Annotated in this window: 18 protein-coding genes; 13 read left to right on the forward strand and 5 right to left on the reverse strand. The window is 65.5% G+C overall.

The annotated features are described in order from the left end of the window. Window positions 1-1,279, forward strand: a 1,279-nt coding sequence (locus PJE01S_RS19330; protein WP_068835290.1) for an NAD(P)(+) transhydrogenase (Re/Si-specific) subunit beta, incomplete at its 5' end; no start/stop codon positions are given. A 99-nt stretch (window positions 1,280-1,378) separates the two neighbouring features. On the opposite strand, the gene PJE01S_RS19335 is transcribed toward PJE01S_RS19330, so the two are convergent. Further along, window positions 1,379-1,690, reverse strand: coding sequence for a DUF3579 domain-containing protein (locus PJE01S_RS19335; protein WP_068835291.1), 312 nt, complete (start codon window positions 1,688-1,690; stop codon window positions 1,379-1,381). 241 nt (window positions 1,691-1,931) lie between these two features. Between PJE01S_RS19335 and PJE01S_RS19340 the strand changes: the two genes are divergently transcribed. Next, window positions 1,932-3,152, forward strand: coding sequence for an aspartate aminotransferase family protein (locus PJE01S_RS19340; protein WP_068835292.1), 1,221 nt, complete (start codon window positions 1,932-1,934; stop codon window positions 3,150-3,152). Continuing rightward, on the forward strand, window positions 3,149-4,081 hold the full coding sequence (argF, locus tag PJE01S_RS19345; RefSeq protein ID WP_068835293.1) for an ornithine carbamoyltransferase: 933 nt from the start codon (window positions 3,149-3,151) through the stop codon (window positions 4,079-4,081). The genes PJE01S_RS19340 and argF overlap by 4 nt, the downstream gene beginning before the upstream one ends. Window positions 4,082-4,222: 141 nt before the next feature. On the opposite strand, the gene PJE01S_RS19350 is transcribed toward argF, so the two are convergent. Then, window positions 4,223-5,179, reverse strand: a complete 957-nt coding sequence (locus PJE01S_RS19350; protein WP_068835294.1) for a LysR substrate-binding domain-containing protein — start codon at window positions 5,177-5,179, stop codon at window positions 4,223-4,225. A gap of 130 nt (window positions 5,180-5,309) precedes the next feature. Here PJE01S_RS19350 and PJE01S_RS19355 point away from each other — a divergent pair, with 130 nt between their 5' ends. From PJE01S_RS19355 to PJE01S_RS19385, 7 genes are all read left to right on the forward strand, one after another. Then, window positions 5,310-6,314 carry a tripartite tricarboxylate transporter substrate binding protein gene (locus tag PJE01S_RS19355; RefSeq protein WP_068835340.1) on the forward strand — a complete coding sequence of 335 codons (1,005 nt, stop codon included), beginning with the start codon at window positions 5,310-5,312 and terminating at the stop codon, window positions 6,312-6,314. A gap of 27 nt (window positions 6,315-6,341) precedes the next feature. Continuing rightward, window positions 6,342-7,874: a UxaA family hydrolase gene (locus PJE01S_RS19360; RefSeq protein ID WP_068835295.1), complete on the forward strand. Its 1,533-nt coding sequence runs from the start codon at window positions 6,342-6,344 to the stop codon at window positions 7,872-7,874. A 71-nt stretch (window positions 7,875-7,945) separates the two neighbouring features. Beyond that, window positions 7,946-9,415 (forward strand): NAD-dependent succinate-semialdehyde dehydrogenase, encoded by a 1,470-nt coding sequence (locus tag PJE01S_RS19365; protein ID WP_068835296.1) that lies wholly within the window; start codon window positions 7,946-7,948, stop codon window positions 9,413-9,415. Between the two features lie 87 nt (window positions 9,416-9,502). Next, window positions 9,503-10,501 (forward strand): Bug family tripartite tricarboxylate transporter substrate binding protein, encoded by a 999-nt coding sequence (locus PJE01S_RS19370; RefSeq protein ID WP_068835297.1) that lies wholly within the window; start codon window positions 9,503-9,505, stop codon window positions 10,499-10,501. A gap of 4 nt (window positions 10,502-10,505) precedes the next feature. Then, a complete protein-coding gene (locus PJE01S_RS19375; RefSeq protein WP_068835298.1) occupies window positions 10,506-11,465 on the forward strand; it encodes an NAD(P)-dependent oxidoreductase in 960 nt (319 codons plus the stop codon). 43 nt (window positions 11,466-11,508) lie between these two features. Next, window positions 11,509-12,312 carry a 4-hydroxy-2-oxoheptanedioate aldolase gene (gene hpaI, locus PJE01S_RS19380; RefSeq protein ID WP_068835299.1) on the forward strand — a complete coding sequence of 268 codons (804 nt, stop codon included), beginning with the start codon at window positions 11,509-11,511 and terminating at the stop codon, window positions 12,310-12,312. 444 nt (window positions 12,313-12,756) lie between these two features. Next, window positions 12,757-14,217: an NCS1 family nucleobase:cation symporter-1 gene (locus PJE01S_RS19385; protein WP_068835341.1), complete on the forward strand. Its 1,461-nt coding sequence runs from the start codon at window positions 12,757-12,759 to the stop codon at window positions 14,215-14,217. A 94-nt stretch (window positions 14,218-14,311) separates the two neighbouring features. On the opposite strand, the gene PJE01S_RS19390 is transcribed toward PJE01S_RS19385, so the two are convergent. After that, window positions 14,312-15,064, reverse strand: a complete 753-nt coding sequence (locus tag PJE01S_RS19390) for an SDR family oxidoreductase (protein ID WP_068835300.1) — start codon at window positions 15,062-15,064, stop codon at window positions 14,312-14,314. Between the two features lie 211 nt (window positions 15,065-15,275). On the opposite strand from PJE01S_RS19390, the gene kynB reads away from it, so the two are divergent. The 3 genes from kynB to kynA are packed head-to-tail and all read left to right on the forward strand — an operon-like array spanning window position 15,276 to window position 18,194. Continuing rightward, the gene (kynB, locus tag PJE01S_RS19395) at window positions 15,276-15,938 is read left to right on the forward strand and encodes an arylformamidase (RefSeq protein WP_281178628.1); all 663 of its coding nucleotides are present in this window, start codon (window positions 15,276-15,278) and stop codon (window positions 15,936-15,938) included. A gap of 22 nt (window positions 15,939-15,960) precedes the next feature. Beyond that, on the forward strand, window positions 15,961-17,319 hold the full coding sequence (gene kynU / locus PJE01S_RS19400) for a kynureninase (RefSeq protein WP_068835302.1): 1,359 nt from the start codon (window positions 15,961-15,963) through the stop codon (window positions 17,317-17,319). 2 nt (window positions 17,320-17,321) lie between these two features. Further along, window positions 17,322-18,194 (forward strand): tryptophan 2,3-dioxygenase, encoded by an 873-nt coding sequence (gene kynA, locus PJE01S_RS19405; RefSeq protein WP_068835303.1) that lies wholly within the window; start codon window positions 17,322-17,324, stop codon window positions 18,192-18,194. A gap of 17 nt (window positions 18,195-18,211) precedes the next feature. Here the strand turns inward: kynA and PJE01S_RS19410 are convergent, their stop codons facing one another. Then, window positions 18,212-19,129, reverse strand: coding sequence for an SMP-30/gluconolactonase/LRE family protein (locus PJE01S_RS19410; protein WP_068835342.1), 918 nt, complete (start codon window positions 19,127-19,129; stop codon window positions 18,212-18,214). Window positions 19,130-19,146: 17 nt separating this feature from the next. Next, window positions 19,147-20,037 (reverse strand): amidohydrolase family protein, encoded by an 891-nt coding sequence (locus PJE01S_RS19415; RefSeq protein ID WP_068835304.1) that lies wholly within the window; start codon window positions 20,035-20,037, stop codon window positions 19,147-19,149. Window positions 20,038-20,039 lie beyond the last annotated feature (2 nt).

Raw genomic sequence — 20,039 nt, forward strand, 5'->3', positions numbered from 1 at the left:
GGCACTGATCGTCGAAATCGCAGGCGGCAAGGCCTTGGGGCTGGGCTGGGTGCTGCTGGGCCTGGTGGTCGGCGGGGGCTACGGCGCCTGGCGCGCCAAGACGGTCGAAATGACCAAGATGCCCGAGCTGGTCGCCTTCTTCCACAGCATGATAGGCCTGGCCGCGGTGTTCATCGCCGTGGCGGCCGTCGCCGAACCCTACGCCTTTGGCATTGCGGCCAAGGGCAGCCCCATCCCCACCGGCAACCGGCTCGAGCTGTTCCTGGGCGCGGCCATTGGCGCCATCACCTTCAGCGGCTCGGTGATCGCCTTCGGCAAGCTGTCGGGCACCTACAAGTTCCGCCTGTTCCAGGGCGCGCCGGTGCAGTTTGCCGGCCAGCACAAGCTGAACCTGGTCCTGGGCCTGCTGACCATCGCCCTGGGCGGGGTCTTCATGTTCACCGGCAACTGGCCCGCGTTCTTCGCGATGCTGGCGCTGGCCTTCGTGATGGGCGTGCTCATCATCATCCCGATCGGTGGCGCCGACATGCCGGTGGTGGTGTCCATGCTCAACAGCTACTCCGGCTGGGCGGCCGCAGGCATCGGTTTCAGCCTGAACAACAGCATGCTGATCATCGCCGGCTCGCTGGTGGGCTCCTCGGGTGCCATCCTGTCCTACATCATGTGCAAGGCGATGAACCGCTCCTTCTTCAACGTGATCCTGGGCGGCTTCGGCGGCGAGGCCGCAACGGCGGCGGTCGGCGCTAAAGAGCAGCGCCCGGTCAAGTCGGGCTCGGCCGATGATGCGGCCTACATCCTGGGCAATGCCGAGACCGTGATCATCGTGCCGGGCTATGGCCTGGCGGTGGCGCGCGCCCAGCATGCGGTCAATGAACTGGCCGAAAAACTCCTCCACAAGGGCGTCAACGTCAAGTACGCGATTCACCCGGTGGCCGGCCGCATGCCGGGCCATATGAACGTGCTGCTGGCCGAGGCCGAGGTGCCCTACGACCAGGTGTTCGAGATGGAAGACATCAATGCCGAGTTCGGCCAGGCCGATGTCGCCATCATCCTGGGGGCCAACGACGTGGTCAACCCGGCCGCGCTCACCAAGGGCAGCCCGATTTACGGCATGCCTATCCTGGAGGCCTACAAGGCCAAGACCATCATCGTCAACAAGCGCTCCATGGCGGCCGGCTATGCCGGGCTGGACAACGAGCTGTTCTACATGGACAAGACCATGATGGTCTTTGGCGACGCCAAGAAGGTCGTCGAGGACATGGGCAAGGCGATTGAGTGATGCTTCCCATGAACGGGGCGCCGGACTGCTGGGCATTCACACCCTACGCCGCAGAACAAAACCGCCCCGGATGCCGGATACTCAAAAAAGCCCTTAGCTTTATGGATTATCCGGCAGCAGACAAGCCTCGGCCATCTGCAGGTCGTTGTCCCTGGCGAAGTTGATCGCGAAATCCCAGGCCATGGGCTCGGCATCGCGCAAGTGCGCATTGACGACCACGCACTTGACCCCATTGATGACCGTGGGGACACACCAGGGCGAGTAGGTCAGGTGGCTGCCGGGTTGCGGCCCACCGGGACGAAACTGGCTCATCACCCCGCACAACCTGTCGGCCCAGTCGCTGGGCCGGAAGGTTTTGCCATCGCGGGTGATGCCCTGAATAAAGACTTCTTTGGCGGAATTGGAGACCATCGGGGGGAGGATTTTTGGCTGCCAGGGGCCAGGATAAGGCTCCGTGCTGCAGCGCACAAGTATTCTATCTTATATAAGACTCAGAACCAACCTTTCCCCTGGCTTTCAAGGGCCAAGGCCAGTCATTGCTGTGATGCAGGAACGTCACCAAAGGCCGCGTAGTCTGCGCCTAAAATCACTTCAGGCCCGCTGTTTACCACGGTCTTTTTGTTTTTTTCGCTACTGCCCTGGAGTTTTCACCATGACCGCTGCCCTTCCCAGCCACATCGAAGCCGCCTCCCCTCACGTGATGAACACCTACGGCCGTCTGCCGATAGCGCTGTCGCACGGTCAGGGTTGCCGCGTCTGGGACGTCAACGGCAAATCCTATCTGGATGCCCTGGGCGGCATTGCCGTCAACACCGTGGGCCACAACCACCCCAAGCTGGTGCCGGCCCTGCAGGAGCAGATAGGCAAGCTCATCCACACCTCCAACTACTACCATGTGCCACTGCAGGAAACGCTGGCGGCCAAGCTGGTGGAACTGTCCGGCCTGGAAAACGTGTTTTTCTGCTCGACCGGGCTGGAAGCCAACGAGGCGGCCCTCAAACTGGCGCGCAAGTTCGGCCACGACAAAGGCATCGAAAAACCCGAGATCGTGGTCTACGAAAAAGCCTTTCACGGCCGCAGCATTGCCACGCTCAGCGCCACCGGCAATCCCAAGGTGCAGGCCGGCTTCGGCCCGCTGGTCGAGGGCTTTATCCGCGTGCCCATCAACAACCTGGACGCCCTGAAGGCCGCCACTGCCGCCAACCCGAATGTCGTTGCCGTGTTTTTGGAAGCCGTTCAGGGCGAAGGCGGCATCCACAACATGAAGGACGAGTACCTGCAACAGGTACGCCAGCTCTGCGACGAGCGCGACTGGCTGCTCATGATCGACGAGGTGCAATGCGGCATGGGCCGCACCGGCAAATGGTTTGCCCACCAGTGGGCCGGCATCAAGCCAGACGTCATGCCCCTGGCCAAAGGCCTGGGTTCGGGCGTGCCGATTGGCGCGGTGGTGGCCGGCCCCAAGGCCGCCCGCATCTTTGGCCCCGGCAACCACGGCTCGACCTTTGGCGGCAATCCGCTGGCCATGCGGGCTGGCGTGGAAACCATTCGCATCATGGAAGAAGAAGGCCTGCTGGCCAATGCCGTCAAGGTGGGCGACCATCTGCGGGCCGCACTGGTGCGCGAACTGAGCAGCGTGGCGGGCTTCAAGGAGGTTCGCGGCCGCGGCCTCATGCTGGGGATCGAATTGACCCGGCCCTGCGGCGAACTGGTCAAACGCGCCGCCGACAACGGCCTGCTGCTGAGCGTCACGGCCGACAGCGTGATCCGCATGGTGCCTTCGCTCATCATGACCACGGCAGAAGCCGATGAAGCCGTGGCCATTTTGTGCCCGCTGATCAGGCAGTTCCTGCAGGAAGGAGAAAAGGCATGAGCACCCCACCGAAACCCATCAGGCATTACCTGCAGTTCAGCGACCTGAATGCGGACGACTACGCCTATCTGTTCGAACGCGCCGCCATCATCAAGAAAAAATTCAAGGCCTACGAAAAGCACCAGCCGCTGACCGACCGCACGCTGGCCATGATTTTCGAGAAAGCCTCGACCCGTACCCGCGTGAGTTTCGAGGCCGGCATGTACCAGCTCGGCGGCAGCGTGGTGCACCTCACCACGGGCGACAGCCAGTTGGGCCGCGCCGAGCCGATCGAAGACAGCGCCAAGGTCATCAGCCGCATGGTCGATCTGGTGATGATCCGCACCTTCGAGCAGACCAAGATAGCCCGCTTTGCCGAGCACTCGCGCGTGCCGGTCATCAACGGCCTGACCAACGAATTCCATCCCTGCCAGATCCTGGCGGATATCTTCACCTACATCGAGCACCGCGGCTCCATCAAGGGCAAGACGGTGGCCTGGGTGGGCGACGGCAACAACATGGCCAACACCTGGCTGCAGGCCAGCGAAATCCTCGGCTTCAAGGTGCATGTCAGCACACCGGGCGGCTACGAGGTGGACCAGTCCATCGCCGGCATTCGCTCCGCCGACAGCTATGCGGTGTTCAAGGACCCCATGCAGGCCTGCGCCGGCGCCGACCTGGTCACCACCGATGTGTGGACCAGCATGGGCTACGAAGCCGAAAACGAGGCGCGCAAAAAAGCCTTTGCCGACTGGTGTGTCGACGCCGAAATGATGCGCGCCGCCAAGCCCGACGCCCTCTTCATGCACTGCCTGCCGGCGCACCGCGGCGAGGAAGTCGAAGCCGAGGTGATCGACGGCCCGCAATCCGTGGTCTGGGACGAAGCGGAAAACAGAATGCATGTGCAAAAGGCACTCATGGAGTACCTTTTGTTGGGCAGGCTTGGCTGAAAGCCAAGACTGACAGGCATTCTGTTTCAGCGCAGGCTAACTTTGCGCAGCAAAGTTAAGCGCAGCGGCCGCAGCTAAAACCGCATTTATCTGCAAAAGGCACTCATGGAGTTCCTTTTGCTGGGTCGGCTTGAATGAAGCTCAAGCCATGATCTTGCCAAGCCGCTGACTCGATTGGGCGCTCAGGCGCAAACAGTCCATCAGTTGCTCGCTGCTAGGTGTCAGTCGCCGCCCCCGCAGGGTGATGAGCCCGATGGGCGGCAGTTCGATGGGCACCTCGATCGGTAAAACCGCCAGCAAGCCCTCTTTCTGAAAATGCAGGCCGACCGAGCGCGCCAGAAAGCCGGCGGCGTCGCGCTCTTTGACAAACGTAGTGAGCGCCAGGAAGGACGAGGTTTCGACGATGTCGGCCGGCGGATTCAGGCCATGGCGATAGAAAGTCTGCTCGATCTTCACGCGCAGCGAAGCCCAGGGCGGGGGCAACACGCAGGGCATGCTGGCCAGATCGCTCCAGCCGGGCTTTTTCTTGCGCGTGAGTGCATGGCCGCGCTTGACCACGGCCACCATGGGTTCGTTGAACAATGCTTCGGTCACCAGGTCGGGGGCGGCATAGCCGGGCTCCAGCCGGCCAACAAACAGATCCAGCTCACCCAGGCGCAGTTTGGGCAGCAGATGCGTGAGATCCCCCTCCTCGACCAGCACCGTCGCCTGCGCCGAACGCTGCTTGAGCAATTTGACCGCGCCCGCCAGCAGCACCGGCATGGCCACCACCATGGAACCCACGCGCGTACGCCCCGCCGCACCGCTGGCCACTGCCGCAATCTCGTCGCGTGTGCGCTCATACTCGGCCAGCACCGAACGGGCAAAGCGGACAATGGCTTGGCCACTGGTCGTGGGCTCGGTGCCGCGGGTAGAGCGGTCGAACAGGACCAGGTCGAACATGTTTTCGACCTCGGTCAGCATTTTTGACACGGCGGGCTGGCTGACAGACAGGAACTCGGCCGTTCGGCCCAGATGCCGGAACTGGTCCAGCGCAACCATCAGTTGCAGGTGACGTAATTTGATGTTGGAGCGCAAGACGCGGTCAATCTGAGCCATGGGCCATGTTAACCAAACTTAACTGAAAAGCTATGAAGCGATTCCATTATTCGAATGGATTGTTATGAAGAAGCTGGCAACAATCGGCGCACAAGCCATCCAGACACGCCATTCATCCAGCGGAGACAAAATGCCCACGTCCAGTTTTCCAGCCAGCGGCAAGCGCCGCAGCCTGCTCATCGCCACCGCCGGTGCCGCCGCGGCCGCCCTGACGAGCCCCCTGCGCGCCTTTGCCCAGGGCTATCCCGAGCGGCCCATCACCTTCATCTGCCCCTGGCCTGCCGGCGGCACTGCCGACCAGTCGATGCGCGCCCTGTGCCAGGTGGCCGCGCGCACGTTGGGCCAGTCGATCGTGGTTGAAAACAAGGTCGGCGCCTCCGGCATGATTGGCACCAAGGCCATGGCCTCTGCCAAACCCGATGGCTACACCATTGGCCAGATCCCCATCTCCGTCACGCGCTTTTCGCAACTCGGCACCCTGCAGCTGGACCCCCTGAAGGACTTGACCTACCTGGCGCGCACTTCGGGCCAGACCTTCGGCATTGCCGCCCCGGCCGAGTCGCGTTTCAAGTCGCTGCAGGAAGTCGTGGCCTTTGCCAAGGCCAACCCCGGCAAGCTGACCTACGCCCATGCGGGCATAGGCGGCGCCACGCACGTGGGCATGGAAGAGTTCGCGTTGGCCGCAGGCATCCGGTTCAACAACGTCCCCTACAAGGGCGGCGCCGAGGCGCTGCAAGCCGTGCTGGGCGGCCATGTGGACCTGCTGGCCGATTCCAGCTCATGGGCACCGCACGTCGAAGCCGGCAAGCTCAAGCTGCTGGCGACATGGGGCGAACGCCGTGCGGCCCGGTTCAAGGATGCGCCCACGCTCAAGGAGCTGGGCTACAGCGTCGTGGTCGATGCGCCCAACGGCATTGGCGCCCCGAAAGGCTTGGACCCGGCCATCGCCAAAAAGCTGCGCGATGCCTTCCGCACGGCCGTGGCCAGCCCCGAGTTCAAGCAGGTGGCCGACAAGATCGATGCGCCGGTGCTCTACCTCGATGGCCCCGACTATGAGAAATATGTCGCCGGCATCTACCAGAAAGAGACCGTCCTGATCGACAAGCTCAAGCTCAAGGAACTGATGAAAAGCTGATCGCGCGCGATCTGCCCGGCCCACACCATGACCCCTAGCACCCTCAGTCCACTCATACGCCTGCACGCCAACGACAACGTGCTGGTGGCCAAAACCGCGCTGTCGCTGGGCCAGGAGCTGCCCGAGATCGGCGCCCGCGCCCGCGCACAGGTGCCGGCCGGCCACAAGATCGCGGCACGCGCCATTGCCGAGGGTGAGCGCATCCTGAAGTACGACACGGTGATTGGCATGGCCGCGCGCGCCATCGAGCCGGGCGACTACGTGCACGCGCACAACATGAAGCTGGTGGATTTTGAGCGTGACCCGGCTTTCGGCCAGGACGTGCGGCCGGTGGACTATGTGCGGGAAGCCGAACGCGCCACCTTCATGGGCTATTTGCGCCCCGATGGCCGCGTGGGCACCCGCAACTTCATCGGCATCCTGTCGTCGGTCAACTGCTCGGCCACCGTCATCAAGAACATTGCGGCCCACTTCACGCCCGAGCGGCTGGCCGCCTTCCCCCATGTGGACGGCGTGGCCGCCTTCGCGCAAACCAGCGGCTGCGGCATGTCGTCGCCCAGCGAGCACTTTGATGTGCTGCGCCGCACGCTGGCCGGCTACGCGCGCCACCCCAACCTGGCAGGCGTGCTGATCGTCGGCCTGGGCTGCGAGCGCAACCAGGTGTCATCGCTGGTGGAGTCGCAAGGTCTGGAGACCAGCAAGCTCATGCGCACCATGGTGATGCAGGAGGTCGGTGGCACCCGTGCCACGATTGAAGCCGGTATCGCCGCCATCTACGACATGCTGCCCGAAGCGAACATGGCCCGGCGCCAGCCTGTGCCGGCCAGCCACTTGAAGATTGGCCTGGAGTGCGGCGGCTCGGACGGCTTTTCGGGCATCACGGCCAATCCGGCACTCGGCGCGGCCATGGACATTCTGGTGCGCCACGGCGGCACGGCCATCCTGTCGGAGACGCCCGAGATCCACGGCGTGGAATACATGCTGACGCGCCGGGCTGTCACCCCCGAAGTGGGCCAGAAACTGCTGGACCGGCTGGCCTGGTGGGAAAAATACACGGCAGGCCAGAACGCCCAGTTCAACGGCGTGGTCGGGCACGGCAACCAGGCCGGAGGCTTGGCCAACATCTTCGAAAAATCGCTGGGCTCCGCCATGAAGGGCGGCACCACGCCGCTGCAGGCGGTGTACGAATACGCCGAGCCGATTGACCGCAACGGCTTCGTGTTCATGGATTCGCCGGGTTACGACCCCGTGGCCTCTACCGGCCAGATCGCCAGCGGCGCCAACCTGATCTGCTTCACCACAGGCCGTGGCTCGATGTTTGGCTCCAAACCCGCGCCGACCATCAAGCTGGCCAGCAATACGCCGATGTTCAAACGCCTTGAGGAAGACATGGACATCAACTGCGGCGCCATCCTCGATGGCGAGCTGGACGTGCCGCAGATGGGCCAGCGGATTTTCGAACAGATCCTGCGCCATGCTTCAGGCGACCCCACCAAGAGCGAAGCGCTGGGCCTGGGCGACCATGAATTCGTGCCCTGGCACCTGGGCATCGTCAGCTAAGATTAGCTATCAAAATAATAGCTGCTAACGCTCATTAAATATGGGCTAGAGCCCAATTTCATTCAAATTCCATGCCCCTGACCCTCACCCGCCCCGAACTGCAGCGCAGCGCCAACTTCATCGCCGGCCAGTGGCAGCCTGCCGACGGCGCCATGCTGGCCGTGACCGACCCGGCCACCGGCGATGCGATCACCCAGGTGCCGGATTCGGGCGCAGCCGAGGCGCTGGCCGCACTGGATGCCGCGCACGCCGCCTTCCCCGCTTGGCGCAAGGTGCCGGCCAAGCAGCGCGCGGCCATCCTCAAGCGCTGGAACGACCTGGTGCTGGCCCACCAGGACGACCTGGGCAAGCTGATCTCGCGCGAACAGGGCAAGCCCCTGGCCGAGGGCAAGGGCGAGGTGACCTATGCCGCGAGCTACATCGAATGGTTCGCCGAAGAGGCCACGCGCATGAACGGCGAGCTCATTCCCGCGCCCGTGCCGGGCCGGCGCATGTTCGCGCTCAAGGAGCCCGTGGGCGTGGTCGCTGCCATCACACCCTGGAACTTTCCCGCCGCGATGATCGCGCGCAAGATCGCTCCGGCGCTGGCCGCCGGCTGCACCGTGGTCTGCAAGCCGGCCGAAGACACGCCTCTCACCTCGCTGGCCCTGGTGCTGCTGGCGCACGAGGCCGGCGTGCCGCCGGGCGTGCTCAACATCGTCACCGCCTCGCGCGAGAAGACGCCCGAGGTGGTTGATGTGTGGCTGGACGACGCGCGTGTGCGCAAGATCACCTTCACGGGCTCCACGCCCGTGGGCAAGCACCTGGCGCGCCGCAGCGCCGGCACGCTGAAAAAGCTCTCGCTCGAACTGGGCGGCAATGCGCCCTTCATCGTGTTCGAGGACGCTGACGTGGACGCTGCCGTGGACGGCCTCATGGCCGCCAAGTTCCGAAACGGCGGCCAGACCTGCGTGTGCCCCAACCGCGTGTTCGTGCACAGCCAGGTGCATGACGCGTTCACGGAAAAGCTCGCCGCGCGCGTGGCGGCGCTGAAGGTAGGGCCGGCCAGCGACCCGGCCTCGCAGATCGGCCCCATGATCAACGCGCGCGCCGTGGAAAAAATCGAGCGCCACGTGCAGGACGCGCTGGCCAAGGGTGCCACCGTGCTCACGGGCGGCCGGCGCCTCCCCGACCTGGGCCCGACCTACTACGCCCCCACCGTGCTCTTGAACGCCGACGCCACCATGGCCTGTGCCGGCGAGGAAACCTTCGGCCCCGTGGCGCCGCTCACGCGCTTCACGGACGAAGCCGAAGTCATCGCGGCCGCCAACGACACCCCGTTCGGCCTGGCCGCCTACTTCTACAGCAACGACGTGCGCCGCATCTGGCGCGTGGCCGAGGCGCTGGAGACCGGCATCGTCGGCATCAATGAAGGCGCGCTGGCCGCCGAGGCCGCGCCCTTCGGCGGCGTGAAGGAGTCCGGCTACGGCCGCGAAGGCTCCACGCACGGCCTGGACGATTACCTGCACACCAAGTATCTCTGCCAGGGGCTGCTCGACTGAGCGGCCGCAGGCAAGTGGGCCGGAGGGCTGGCCCAGGCGATCGGCCTGAAGTGCCCTTAAACAAAGCAAATACAGGAGACAACGACCATGCCAACCTTCCTTCCTACCATGCGGGCCGCCCGCCGCATGCTGCTGCTTGCCGTTGTGGCAAGCTGCGGGCTGAGTCCCGCGGCACATGCCCAAAGCGACTACCCCCACAAGCCCATCACCATGCTGGTGCCCTACCCTGCCGGAGGCGCCAACGACGCCGTGGCACGTCTGGTGGGGCTGAAGATGGGCGAGAACCTCAAGCAGCCGGTCATCATCGACAACCGCCCCGGTGCCGGCACCACCATCGGTACCGCGGCGGCGGCCAAGGCTGCGCCCGACGGCTACACGCTGGTGCTGGGCTCACTGGCGAGCCACGCGGTCAGTCCTCACCTCTATGCCAAGCCAGGCTATGACGCCATCGCCGACTTCACCCCCGTGGGAATCATCGGCATGGTGCCCATGGTGCTGATCGTCGCCAAGGACTCGCCGTACACCGACCTGCGCTCGCTGGTCGAAGCCGCACGACGTCAGCCGAACGCGCTGAACTATGGTTCCGCAGGCAACGGCTCCCCGCTGCACCTGGCGGCCGAGCTGTTCAAGCAAAACGCGCATATCCAGATCAGCCACGTGCCCTACAAGGGCGGCAGTGCCCACACGATGGACCTGATGGGCGGCCGGCTCGACATGATCCTGGATACCTTGAGCAGCGCCGCGCCACTGATCAAGGGCGGCAAGGTCCGCGCCCTGGCCGTCGCAGCATCCTCCCGCCTGCCCGAGCTGCCGGGCGTCCCCACCTTTTCGGAGGCAGGCTACCCCGGGTTTGAAGTCAATGCCTGGTATGCGCTGTACGCGCCTGCCAAGACCAGCAAAGAGGTGATTGCCCGCCTCAGCACATCGCTGGTGAGCGTGCTCAAGCAGCCCGACGTTCTGGAGAAGTTCAGCAACCTGGGCGTCCGGACCCAGCCCGGCTCACCGCAAGATCTGGCCCGCTTTACCCAAGACGAATGGAACCGCTATGGCAAGGTCATTCTCGCCAGCGGCATCCGCATCGACTGACCGCATGAACGCCACCTTCCAGGTTCTCGTCACCGCGCCCCACTGGGCCCCCTCTGCGCAGGACATCGTGCGCGGCGCGGGTGGGCAGATCACCTTCCTGCCCGATCCCGTTACCGAAGACGTGCTGGCAGCGCAGTTGGCAGCCACAGGCGCGCAGGCCGTGGTGCTGCGGGGCTCCAAACCCATTTCGGCGCGCGTTCTGGCCGCCGCCCCAGCGTTGAAGATCATCGCCAAGAATGGGGCGGGCGTGGACAGCGTGGACCTGGCTGCCGCTCGCCAGCGCGGCGTCGCCGTCGCCGTGGCGCCCGCCGCCAATGCCGATGCCGTGGCCGAGCACGCGCTGGCGCTCATGCTCGCACTCACACGGCAGTTGCCCTTGCTCGATGGCATGGTGCGCGGCGGCCGCTGGGCCGACAGCACCTGGCAAGGGCGTGATTTCCGCGGCGCCGTGGTCGGCATCGTGGGCTACGGCAGCATAGGCCGCAGTACGGCGCGGCTCGCCGCCGCGCTGGGCGCCCGGGTGCTGGTACTGCGCCCCCATGGGCAGGCTGACAACCATGCCACGGAACCCGACCTGGACCGCTTTCTGGCGCAGATCGACATCCTGAGCCTGCACTGCCCGCTGACCGAACGCACACACGGCCTGATCGGCCAGCGCGAACTGTCACTCATGCGGCGCGGCAGCCTGCTCATCAATACGGCGCGCGGCCCCGTCGTGGACGAAGCGGCGCTGTTGCAGGCCTTGCGATCCGGCCATCTGGAGGGCGCCGGGCTGGACACGTTCGACACCGAGCCCCTGCCCGCTGGCCACCCGCTGCTGGCACTGCCCAATGTGCTGCTCACGCCGCATGTCGCAGGCGTCACCCGCAACGCGGCACTGCAAGTGGCGAACATCACTGCCCGCAACATCGTGGACTACCTGGCCACCGGCACCTTGCCCGCCCATCATCTCGTGACGGGCTGAGCCGGCCCGCCACGCCATTTTCCCTGGACCCAACACTTCCGCCATGCCTGCCAATAATCCATTCAAAACCGCCCTCACCGGCCACCAGCCCCAAATCGGCCTGTGGCTGTCCATGGCCGATCCGTATCTGGCCGAGGTCAGCGCCACCGCCGGCTTCGACTGGCTGCTGATCGACGGCGAGCATGCGCCCAACGATTTGCGCAGCACGCTCGCTGCGCTTCAGGCCGTCGCCCCCTACCCCTCGCAACCCGTGGTGCGGGCTGTGGCCGGCGACGTGCCGCTGATCAAGCAACTGCTCGACATTGGCGCACAGAACCTGCTGGTGCCCATGGTCGACACCGCCGAGCAAGCCCGTGCCCTTGTCAGCGCCACACGCTACCCGCCCCTGGGCATTCGCGGCGTCGGCAGCGCCGTGGGCCGCGCATCGCGCTGGAGCGCACGTGCAGACTACCTGGACAAGGCCGACGGCGAGGTCTGCCTGCTGGTGCAGGCCGAAACCGTGACCGCATTGAACAACCTGGAAGCCATCTGCGCCGTGGACGGCGTGGACGGTGTTTTCATCGGCCCGGCTGACCTGGCCGCTTCCATGGGATACCGTGGCAAGCCCGGCCATCCGGAGGTGCAGGCCGCGATCGAGCAGGCCATGAAAACCATCATCGCCTCCGGCAAGGCCGCAGGCACACTCACCTCGGACCCGGCGCTGGCGCGGCGCTACCTGGCCCTGGGCTGCACCTTTGTGGCCACAGGGGTGGACGTTCTGGTCTATGCCAACGCCGTCCGGCGCATGGCGTCGGACTTCAAGTCGTCCAGCGCCGTGCCGCCTGCAGGCCCCAGCGCGGCCTATTAAACCGGCGAAGCGGCCCGCTTCTGCAGCATCCAGCATGGGCTGCGCGGCCGAGACTCTGTTTCAGCGCAGGCTAACTTTGCGCAGCAAAGTTATGCGCAGCGGCCGCAGCTAAAACAGGATGCATGCGCAGAAGGCACTCATGGAATACCGGTTGCCTGGCCGGCTCGGCCAAGAACCGCACACCGCGACAGCCCCTCCGCGTTAATCCGGACGCACGCTCCAACACGCCAAGGCCGTTCCCCCCGCCAGGCGGCAGGGACATGCACGCCTTGGGCAAATGGCACGGAACATGCCGCAACTGCGCGCAAAACCATCGCGGGTAAACCCGCGAATCGAAGTTGCTCCTACCGAGTACAGTTCTGTATACAAAATTGACCGGCGCTCTTGGTCAATCCTGATTTGAGCCTTGGCCCCGGGCACCCACCCTACGCATTGGAGATCACCATGGACATTCGTGACCCATCGATCGGTCTGTACAACGAAGACCTCGCGCCGGCGAAAAAGCGGAACTGGGGCACCTTCAGCATCTTCAATGTCTGGACCTCAGACGTGCACAGCCTCTGGGGCTATTACCTGGCGGCCAGCCTGTTCCTGCTGTGCGGCAGTTTCACCAATTTCCTCCTCGCCATCGGGCTGAGCTCGCTGGTGATTTTTTTCCTGATGAACCTGGTCGGCTATGCGGGCGTGAAAACCGGCGTGCCCTACCCCGTGCTGGCGCGCGCATCCTTCGGCGTCTGGGGCGCCAACCTGCCCGCGCTGGTGCGGGCCGTGGTGGCCTGCTTCTGGTACGGCGCACAGACGGCCGCAGCCTCGGGCGCCATCGTGGCGCTGCTTACGCGCTCCGACGCCATCATGGCGTTTCACAAATCGGCGCACCTGCTGGGCCATTCCGGCCTTGACGTGATCTGCTTCGTGGTCGTCTGGATCCTGCAGTTGCTCATCATCCAGAACGGCATGGAAACCGTGCGCAAGTTCCAGGATTGGGCCGGCCCGGCCGTGTGGGTGGCCATGCTGGTGCTCGCCGTGGGCCTGTGCGTGAAGGCCGGCGGATTTTCGTTTGACCACGGCATTCCGCAGGATGTGCTGCTGGCCAAGACCAAGGATGCCGGCGTGCCGGGCGAGCCCGGCACGTTCTGGGCCCTCATGGCCGCAGGCGCAACGTGGATCACCTACTTCGCGGCGCTGTACCTGAATTTTTGCGACTTTTCGCGCTACGCCAAAGACAAGGCCACCGTCAAAAAAGGTAACCTCTGGGGCCTGCCGATCAACCTGCTCCTGTTCTCGCTGGTGGCAGGCGTCACCACCATTGCCGCCTTCAAGGTATACGGCGAAGTGCTGCTGCACCCTGAGCAGATCTCCGCCAAGTTCGACAGCTGGTTCCTGGCGCTGCTGGCCGCGCTGACCTTTGCGGTGGCGACGCTGGGCATCAATGTGGTGGCCAACTTCGTCTCGCCCGCCTTTGACTTTGCCAACGTGTTCCCGCACAAGATCAGCTTCAAGACCGGTGGCTATATCGCCGCCGGCATTGCGCTGGTGCTCTACCCCTTTGCGCCCTGGGAAGGCAACGCGGCAAGCTTTGTCGGCGCCATCGGCGCGACCATGGGGCCGCTCCTGGGCATCATACTGGTGGACTACTACCTGATCGCCAAAGGCCAGGTCAACGTCGAAGCGCTCTACCACGAGGACGGCGAATACCGCTACCAGGGCGGCTGGAACACCAACGCCCTCATCGCCACCGTCATTGGCGCGCTGTTTTCCAGCATCCTGCCCAACTTCACCAGCCTGCTGCCGGCGTGGTGGGGCATTTATGGCTGGTTCTTTGGGGTGGCGATTGCGGGGCTTGCTTACTACGTGCTGGCCACGGTCATGCCACGGACGGCCGGTGCGGTGCCGGCCAAGGCCTAGAACCCGGCGTCGCCGCCGGGGCGTTCTCCCCGCGCCAGCCAAGCCCGATCGCGTGGGATGAAACGAAGAACCGCACGGGTGCCGGCCCGCCCCCTCAGCCGCGCCCTACGAACGGCATCTTCGTCGCCATGATGGTCATGAACTGCACGTTGGTGGACAGCGGCAAGGCCGCCATGTGCACCACCGCATCGGCCACTTCCTTCGCGTCCATCATGGGCTCGACAGCGATCTCGCCGTTGGCCTGGGGCACGCCCTTGGTCATGCGTGCCGACAGCTCCGTCAGGGCGTTGCCAACGTCAATTTGACCGCAGGCGATGTTGTACTTGCGGCCGTCCAGCGAGATGGATTTGGTCAGCCCCGTGATGGCGTGCTTGGTGGACGTGTAGGCCGCCGAATTGGGGCGCGGCGCGTGGGCAGAGATCGATCCGTTGTTGATGATGCGGCCGCCCTGCGGCACCTGCTCTTTCATCAGCCTGAAAGCGCCTTGTGCGCAGAGGAAGGAGCCCGTCAGGTTGATGTTGACCACGTTTTGCCATTGCTCAAACGCGACCTCTTCGAAAGGGACACCCAGTCCGCTCACGCCGGCGTTGTTGAACAGCACATCCAGGCGCCCGAACTCGGCCTTGACCCTGGCAAACAGGGCGTTGACGGATTCAGGGCTGCTCACATCGGTGGCCACCGGCAGCGCGCGGCCGGTGCCGGACTCCTGCGCCACGTCATTGAGCGGCTCGATGCGGCGCCCGACCAGCACGACGCGATAACCGGCCTGCAACAGCGCCAGCGCGGTGGCTCTGCCAATGCCGGTGCCCGCGCCGGTAACCAGTGCAACCTTGTCGTTCGAATTCATGTTTGATGCCTTTGTCTCTGTAGGTAGGTAGATGAGTATGTGAAGCAGACTATCACTGCCCACCCTGTAGATTCTGCCCGAGCAGCACAGGCATCGCTTGCTCCCAGCCTCTGCGCCAGGCTTGCCCGCAAGTACTTTAGGTTTCAACTATTTTCAGATTTGTTGGAAATAACCGACACCACGGCATTTTCAGCGGTGCTACCTTTGCAGCATGACTACCAGCGTTCCTCGCCACATGGCCGAGACGCCCCGGAAAATCCGGGACATTTCGCCTGCCGTCCATCCCGGCACGCCGGTCTTCCCCGGCGACACACCCTACCAGCAGCAGTGGTGCGCCACCATCGCGCCGGGCTGTCCGGTGAACGTGAGCAGCATCACCCTGTCGCCGCATGTGGGCGCCCATGCCGACGCGCCGCTGCACTACGACGCGCAAGGCGCAGCCATAGGCGCGGTGGCGCTGGAGCCCTTTATAGGCCCCTGCCGCGTGATCCATGCGATTGGCTGCGGCCCGCTCATTGAATGGCGCCATATCGCCCATGCGACGGCCCACCTGCCTCCGCGCGTGCTGGTGCGCACCTATGCACAAGCGCCCGTTGACCAGTGGGACGGCGCGCTGAGTGCCTACGCACCCGGCACCATCGAACGCCTGGCCGCGCTGGGCGTGCGGCTGGTGGGCATAGACACCGCTAGCATAGACCCGGCCGACAGCAAAACGCTGGACAGCCACCAGGTCATTCGCCGCCTGGACCTGCGCGTGCTCGAAAACCTGGTGCTCGACGACGTGCCCGAAGGCGACTACGAACTGATCGCCCTGCCCCTGAAACTCACCGCCGCCGATGCATCGCCCGTGCGGGCCGTGCTGCGCGATCTATAGCTTTTTTCCTCTGCCCACCACCATGACCACTTTGCAAGACTGCCGCGCGCTCGACGCGCAAGACCCGCTGCGCCCCCTGCGCGATCATTTCACCCTGCCCGAAGGCGTGATTTACCTCGACGGCAACTCGCTCGGCGTGGCGCCCAAGGCTGTGGCCGCGCGCGTCGCCGACGTGGTGCAGCGCGAATGGTCGCAAGACCTGATCCGCGCCTGGAACTCGGCCGGCTGGGTGGACCTGCCGCAGCGCCTGGGCAACCAGCTCGCGCCCTGGATAGGCGCCGGCCCCGATGAAGTGGTGTGCACCGACACCACCTCGATCAACCTCTACAAGGTGCTCAGCGCCGCGCTCAACATCGCGCGCGAAGATGCCCCGCAGCGCAAGCGCGTGCTCAGCGAGCGCAGCAACTTCCCCACCGACCTGTACATCGCTGAGGCGCTGTGCCGGGAGCGGGGTCTGGAACTGGTGCTGCTGGAACCTGAGGAAATCGCCGCCGCGCTGCAGGATGACGTGGCCGTGCTCATGCTCACCCATGTCAACTACCGAACCGGCGCCATGCACGACATGGCCGCGATCACCGCCGCAGCCCATGCGCGCGGCATTTTGACCATCTGGGACCTGTGCCACAGCGCGGGCGCCGTGCCTGTCCACTTGAACGCCGCCAATGCAGATTTCTCGATCGGCTGCGGCTACAAGTACCTCAACGGCGGCCCCGGCGCCCCGGCCTTCGTCTGGGTGCACCCGCGCCACACCGACCGTTTCTGGCAGCCGCTGGCCGGCTGGTTCGGCCATGCCGCCCCCTTCGAATTCACGCCCGAGTACCGCCCCGCCCCCGGCATACGCCGCTACCTGTGCGGCACGCAGCCCATCATCAGCCTTTCCGCGCTGCAGTGCGGGCTCGCCGTGTTCGACGCGGCCACACCGCTGGGCGGCATGCAGGCGCTGCGCACCAAGTCGCTCGCGCTCACGGACCTGTTCATCCGGCTCGTGGAAGAACGCTGCGCGGGCCATGGCCTGGGCCTGGCGACGCCGCGCGCGCATGCGCAGCGCGGTTCGCAGGTCTGCTTGACACGCGAATATGGCCCCCACGCTCCGCCGCTGCGCGGGTCGCTGCCCCCCGAGGGGGCTGTCACCGCCTTGGGGCGGCCCGGCGGCGGTGACTCCGGCGCCTACGCCATCGTGCAGGCGCTGATCGCGCGCGGCGTGATTGGCGACTTCCGCGCCGGCGACAACGGGAAGCACCTCGACATCCTGCGCTTCGGTTTCACACCGCTCTACATCGGCTTTGAAGACGTATGGAACGCCGTCGAGCATCTGAAGCAAGTGCTTGACACCGGTGAGTGGCAAAGAGCCGAATTCAACCAGAAACAGGCGGTGACCTGATCATGTGCCCCCACGCCCCCAAATCCCCCAGCCCCCGAGCCACGCCTGAAGGCATCGTCCACGACGAAAAAGCCCAGTTGGACTTCAGCCAGTCCATGAGCTATGGCGACTACCTGCAGCTCGACGCGATTCTGAACGCGCAAAAACCACTCTCGCCCGCGCACGACGAGATGCTGTTCATCGTCCAGCACCAGACCAGCGAACTCTGGATGAAGCTCATGCTGCACGAGCTGCGCGCGGCGATCCGCTGCGTCGCGGCCGACGAACTGGGCAGCGCGTTCAAGATGCTGGCACGCGTGAGCCGCATCATGGAGCAGCTGGTCCACGCCTGGGACGTGCTGGCCACCATGACGCCGCCCGAGTACAGCGCGATGCGCCCCTACCTCGGGGCGTCGAGCGGCTTCCAGAGCTACCAGTACCGCTGTATCGAATTCGCCCTGGGCAACAAGAACGCCGCCATGCTCCAGCCGCACGCGCACCGGCCCGACTTGCTGGCGCAGGTGCAGGCCGCCTATGAAGCCCCTTCGCTCTACGACGAAGCCCTGCGCCTGCTGGCGCGCCGCGGCCTGGCCGTGCCGGCCAGCCACACCGAACGCGACTGGACCCAGCCCTACGCCGAAAACGCAGCAGTCGAACAGGCCTGGCTGGTCGTCTACCGGGACCCGAAACAGCACTGGGACCTCTACCAACTCGGCGAAGAACTCACCGACCTCGAAGACGCCTTTCGCCTCTGGCGCTTTCGCCATGTCACCACGGTCGAGCGCATCATCGGCTTCAAGCCCGGCACCGGCGGCACGAGCGGCGTGAGCTATCTGCGCAAGATGCTCGACGTGGTTCTGTTCCCGGAAATCTGGAAGCTGCGCACGGATTTATAAGGAGAATGAGCCTCTGGCTATGGCTTCCCATGCAGAGCCAGCCCCGGCACGCCCAGCGTGGCGCGCAGGATGCGCCCGTGCGTGGAGTCGGTCACGTACAGCGTGCGGCCATCCGCGCCGCCGAAGGCCAGGTTGGTGGTGGAGCTGCCGGGCGCGCCGCGCAGGACCTCCACGGGCTCGGCGCGGCCGTTGAGCACCCAGACACAGCCCAGGCCCGGGTTGGCGACCAGCACACGGCCCTCGGCATCCACGGCCAGGCCGTCGGGGCCGCTCGGGCCGTAGGACGTGAAGAACTGCCCCACCTTGGCCACGCTGCCATCGGGCAGCAGCGGCACGCGCCACACGCAGTTGCCGCGCGTGACGGCCAGGTACAGCACGCGCTCGTCGGGCGACAGCGCCACGCCGTTGGGGCTGGGCACGTTGGCCAGCAGCAGGTCGAGCTGGCCGTTGGGTCGCAGGCGGTACAGGCGCCCGCTCGGGTCGTGCAGGCCGCTCTGCCCCTGGTCGGTGAAATAGAGGTTGCCCGCGCGGTCGAACACGAGGTCGTTCACGCCCTTGAAGCGCTCGCTGTTGCGGCGCTCCAGGTACGGGGTGACACGGCCCGTGGCCACGTCGAGGCGCACCAGGCCGTTCTTGTAGTCGGTGATGAGCAGCGTACCGGCATCCTGGAACTTCATGCCGTTGGGCTCGCCGTCGTATTCGGCCACCAGCGTCCACGCGCCCTGCGGGTCGATGCGGAAGATGCGGCCCCAGGGAATGTCGGTCACATAGAGGTTGCCGGCGTCGTCGAACACCGGGCCTTCGAGGAACGAATCGGTGACCGCCCCGCCCCGGTTGGCATCGGCCCAGTCGCTGCGCGCACGGCGGCGGAAGGACTCGGGCATGGACGTGAACGGCTCCAGTTCGCGGACCTGGGGGGCTTGCAGCAAAAACATCATGGGGAGCTCCTTTCTCAAAAGTCGTACAGGTCCGCGGGGTTGTCCACCAGGATGCGGTCCATCGCCGCATCCGCGCCGGCCCAGGCCCGCAGCAGGTCCACCAGATCGGCATCGTTCACCGTGCCCGGCGCCTCGGTGGTGTGAGGCCAGTCGCTGCCCCACACCAGCCGCTCGGGCGCGGCCCGCACCAGTGCGCGGCCCAGGGGCAGCATGTCGGCATAGGTGGGGCCGTGCATCGCCGAACGCATGTACGCGCCCGACAGTTTGACCCAGGTGTTGCCGCCGTCGAGCAGCCGGCGCAGCACGCCATACGCGGCGGCGGATGGCCCTTCGGCCGGGTCGATGCGGCCCAGGTGGTCGATCACCAGCGGCACGGGCAGGGCCTGCAGCACGGGCGCCAGCGCGACGATCTGCCCGGGGTGGGCGAAGACCTGGATGTGCCAGCCCCCACATGCACGATGGCGAGCGACCTTGCGCACCAGCGTGGTCAGCATCTCCGGCGTGGTCTCGCCCCAGGACTGCGGCGAGACGAAGTTCACCCGCAGCCCCCGCACACGGTGCGCGGCCAGGCGGTCCAGCTCGGCATCGGCCACATCCTGCGCCACGACGGCCACGCCGCGCGCGCTGTCGCCGAACTGGTTGAGCGCATCCAGCGTGCAGGCGTTGTCGGTGCCGTAGGTGGACGGCGTCACCACCACCGTGCGCGCGGTGCCCAGGCGCTGCTGCAGCTGCCGGTAGGCGGCCACGGGCGCATCGGGCGGCGTGCGCTGCCAGTGCGGCGACGGCGCGAAGCGCGGATCGAAGATGTGCATGTGGCTGTCGCACGCCAGTGCAGGCAAAACGCGCGATGGCCGGTTCACGCCCACGGAATGCGGCACGGGTGCGGAAAGCGGAGGCAAGGCCATGG

The sequence above is a fragment of the Polaromonas jejuensis NBRC 106434 genome, from assembly GCF_001598235.1.
GTDB lineage: Bacteria > Pseudomonadota > Gammaproteobacteria > Burkholderiales > Burkholderiaceae_C > Polaromonas > Polaromonas jejuensis.

Coding starts and splice junctions, on each gene's coding strand:
- PJE01S_RS19335 (WP_068835291.1), bottom strand. CDS start 1,690: ATGGTCTCCAATTCCGCCAAAGAAGTCTTTATTCAGGGCATCACCCGC.
- PJE01S_RS19340 (WP_068835292.1), top strand. CDS start 1,932: ATGACCGCTGCCCTTCCCAGCCACATCGAAGCCGCCTCCCCTCACGTG.
- argF (WP_068835293.1), top strand. CDS start 3,149: ATGAGCACCCCACCGAAACCCATCAGGCATTACCTGCAGTTCAGCGAC.
- PJE01S_RS19350 (WP_068835294.1), bottom strand. CDS start 5,179: ATGGCTCAGATTGACCGCGTCTTGCGCTCCAACATCAAATTACGTCAC.
- PJE01S_RS19355 (WP_068835340.1), top strand. CDS start 5,310: ATGCCCACGTCCAGTTTTCCAGCCAGCGGCAAGCGCCGCAGCCTGCTC.
- PJE01S_RS19360 (WP_068835295.1), top strand. CDS start 6,342: ATGACCCCTAGCACCCTCAGTCCACTCATACGCCTGCACGCCAACGAC.
- PJE01S_RS19365 (WP_068835296.1), top strand. CDS start 7,946: ATGCCCCTGACCCTCACCCGCCCCGAACTGCAGCGCAGCGCCAACTTC.
- PJE01S_RS19370 (WP_068835297.1), top strand. CDS start 9,503: ATGCCAACCTTCCTTCCTACCATGCGGGCCGCCCGCCGCATGCTGCTG.
- PJE01S_RS19375 (WP_068835298.1), top strand. CDS start 10,506: ATGAACGCCACCTTCCAGGTTCTCGTCACCGCGCCCCACTGGGCCCCC.
- hpaI (WP_068835299.1), top strand. CDS start 11,509: ATGCCTGCCAATAATCCATTCAAAACCGCCCTCACCGGCCACCAGCCC.
- PJE01S_RS19385 (WP_068835341.1), top strand. CDS start 12,757: ATGGACATTCGTGACCCATCGATCGGTCTGTACAACGAAGACCTCGCG.
- PJE01S_RS19390 (WP_068835300.1), bottom strand. CDS start 15,064: ATGAATTCGAACGACAAGGTTGCACTGGTTACCGGCGCGGGCACCGGC.
- kynB (WP_281178628.1), top strand. CDS start 15,276: ATGACTACCAGCGTTCCTCGCCACATGGCCGAGACGCCCCGGAAAATC.
- kynU (WP_068835302.1), top strand. CDS start 15,961: ATGACCACTTTGCAAGACTGCCGCGCGCTCGACGCGCAAGACCCGCTG.
- kynA (WP_068835303.1), top strand. CDS start 17,322: ATGTGCCCCCACGCCCCCAAATCCCCCAGCCCCCGAGCCACGCCTGAA.
- PJE01S_RS19410 (WP_068835342.1), bottom strand. CDS start 19,129: ATGTTTTTGCTGCAAGCCCCCCAGGTCCGCGAACTGGAGCCGTTCACG.
- PJE01S_RS19415 (WP_068835304.1), bottom strand. CDS start 20,037: ATGGCCTTGCCTCCGCTTTCCGCACCCGTGCCGCATTCCGTGGGCGTG.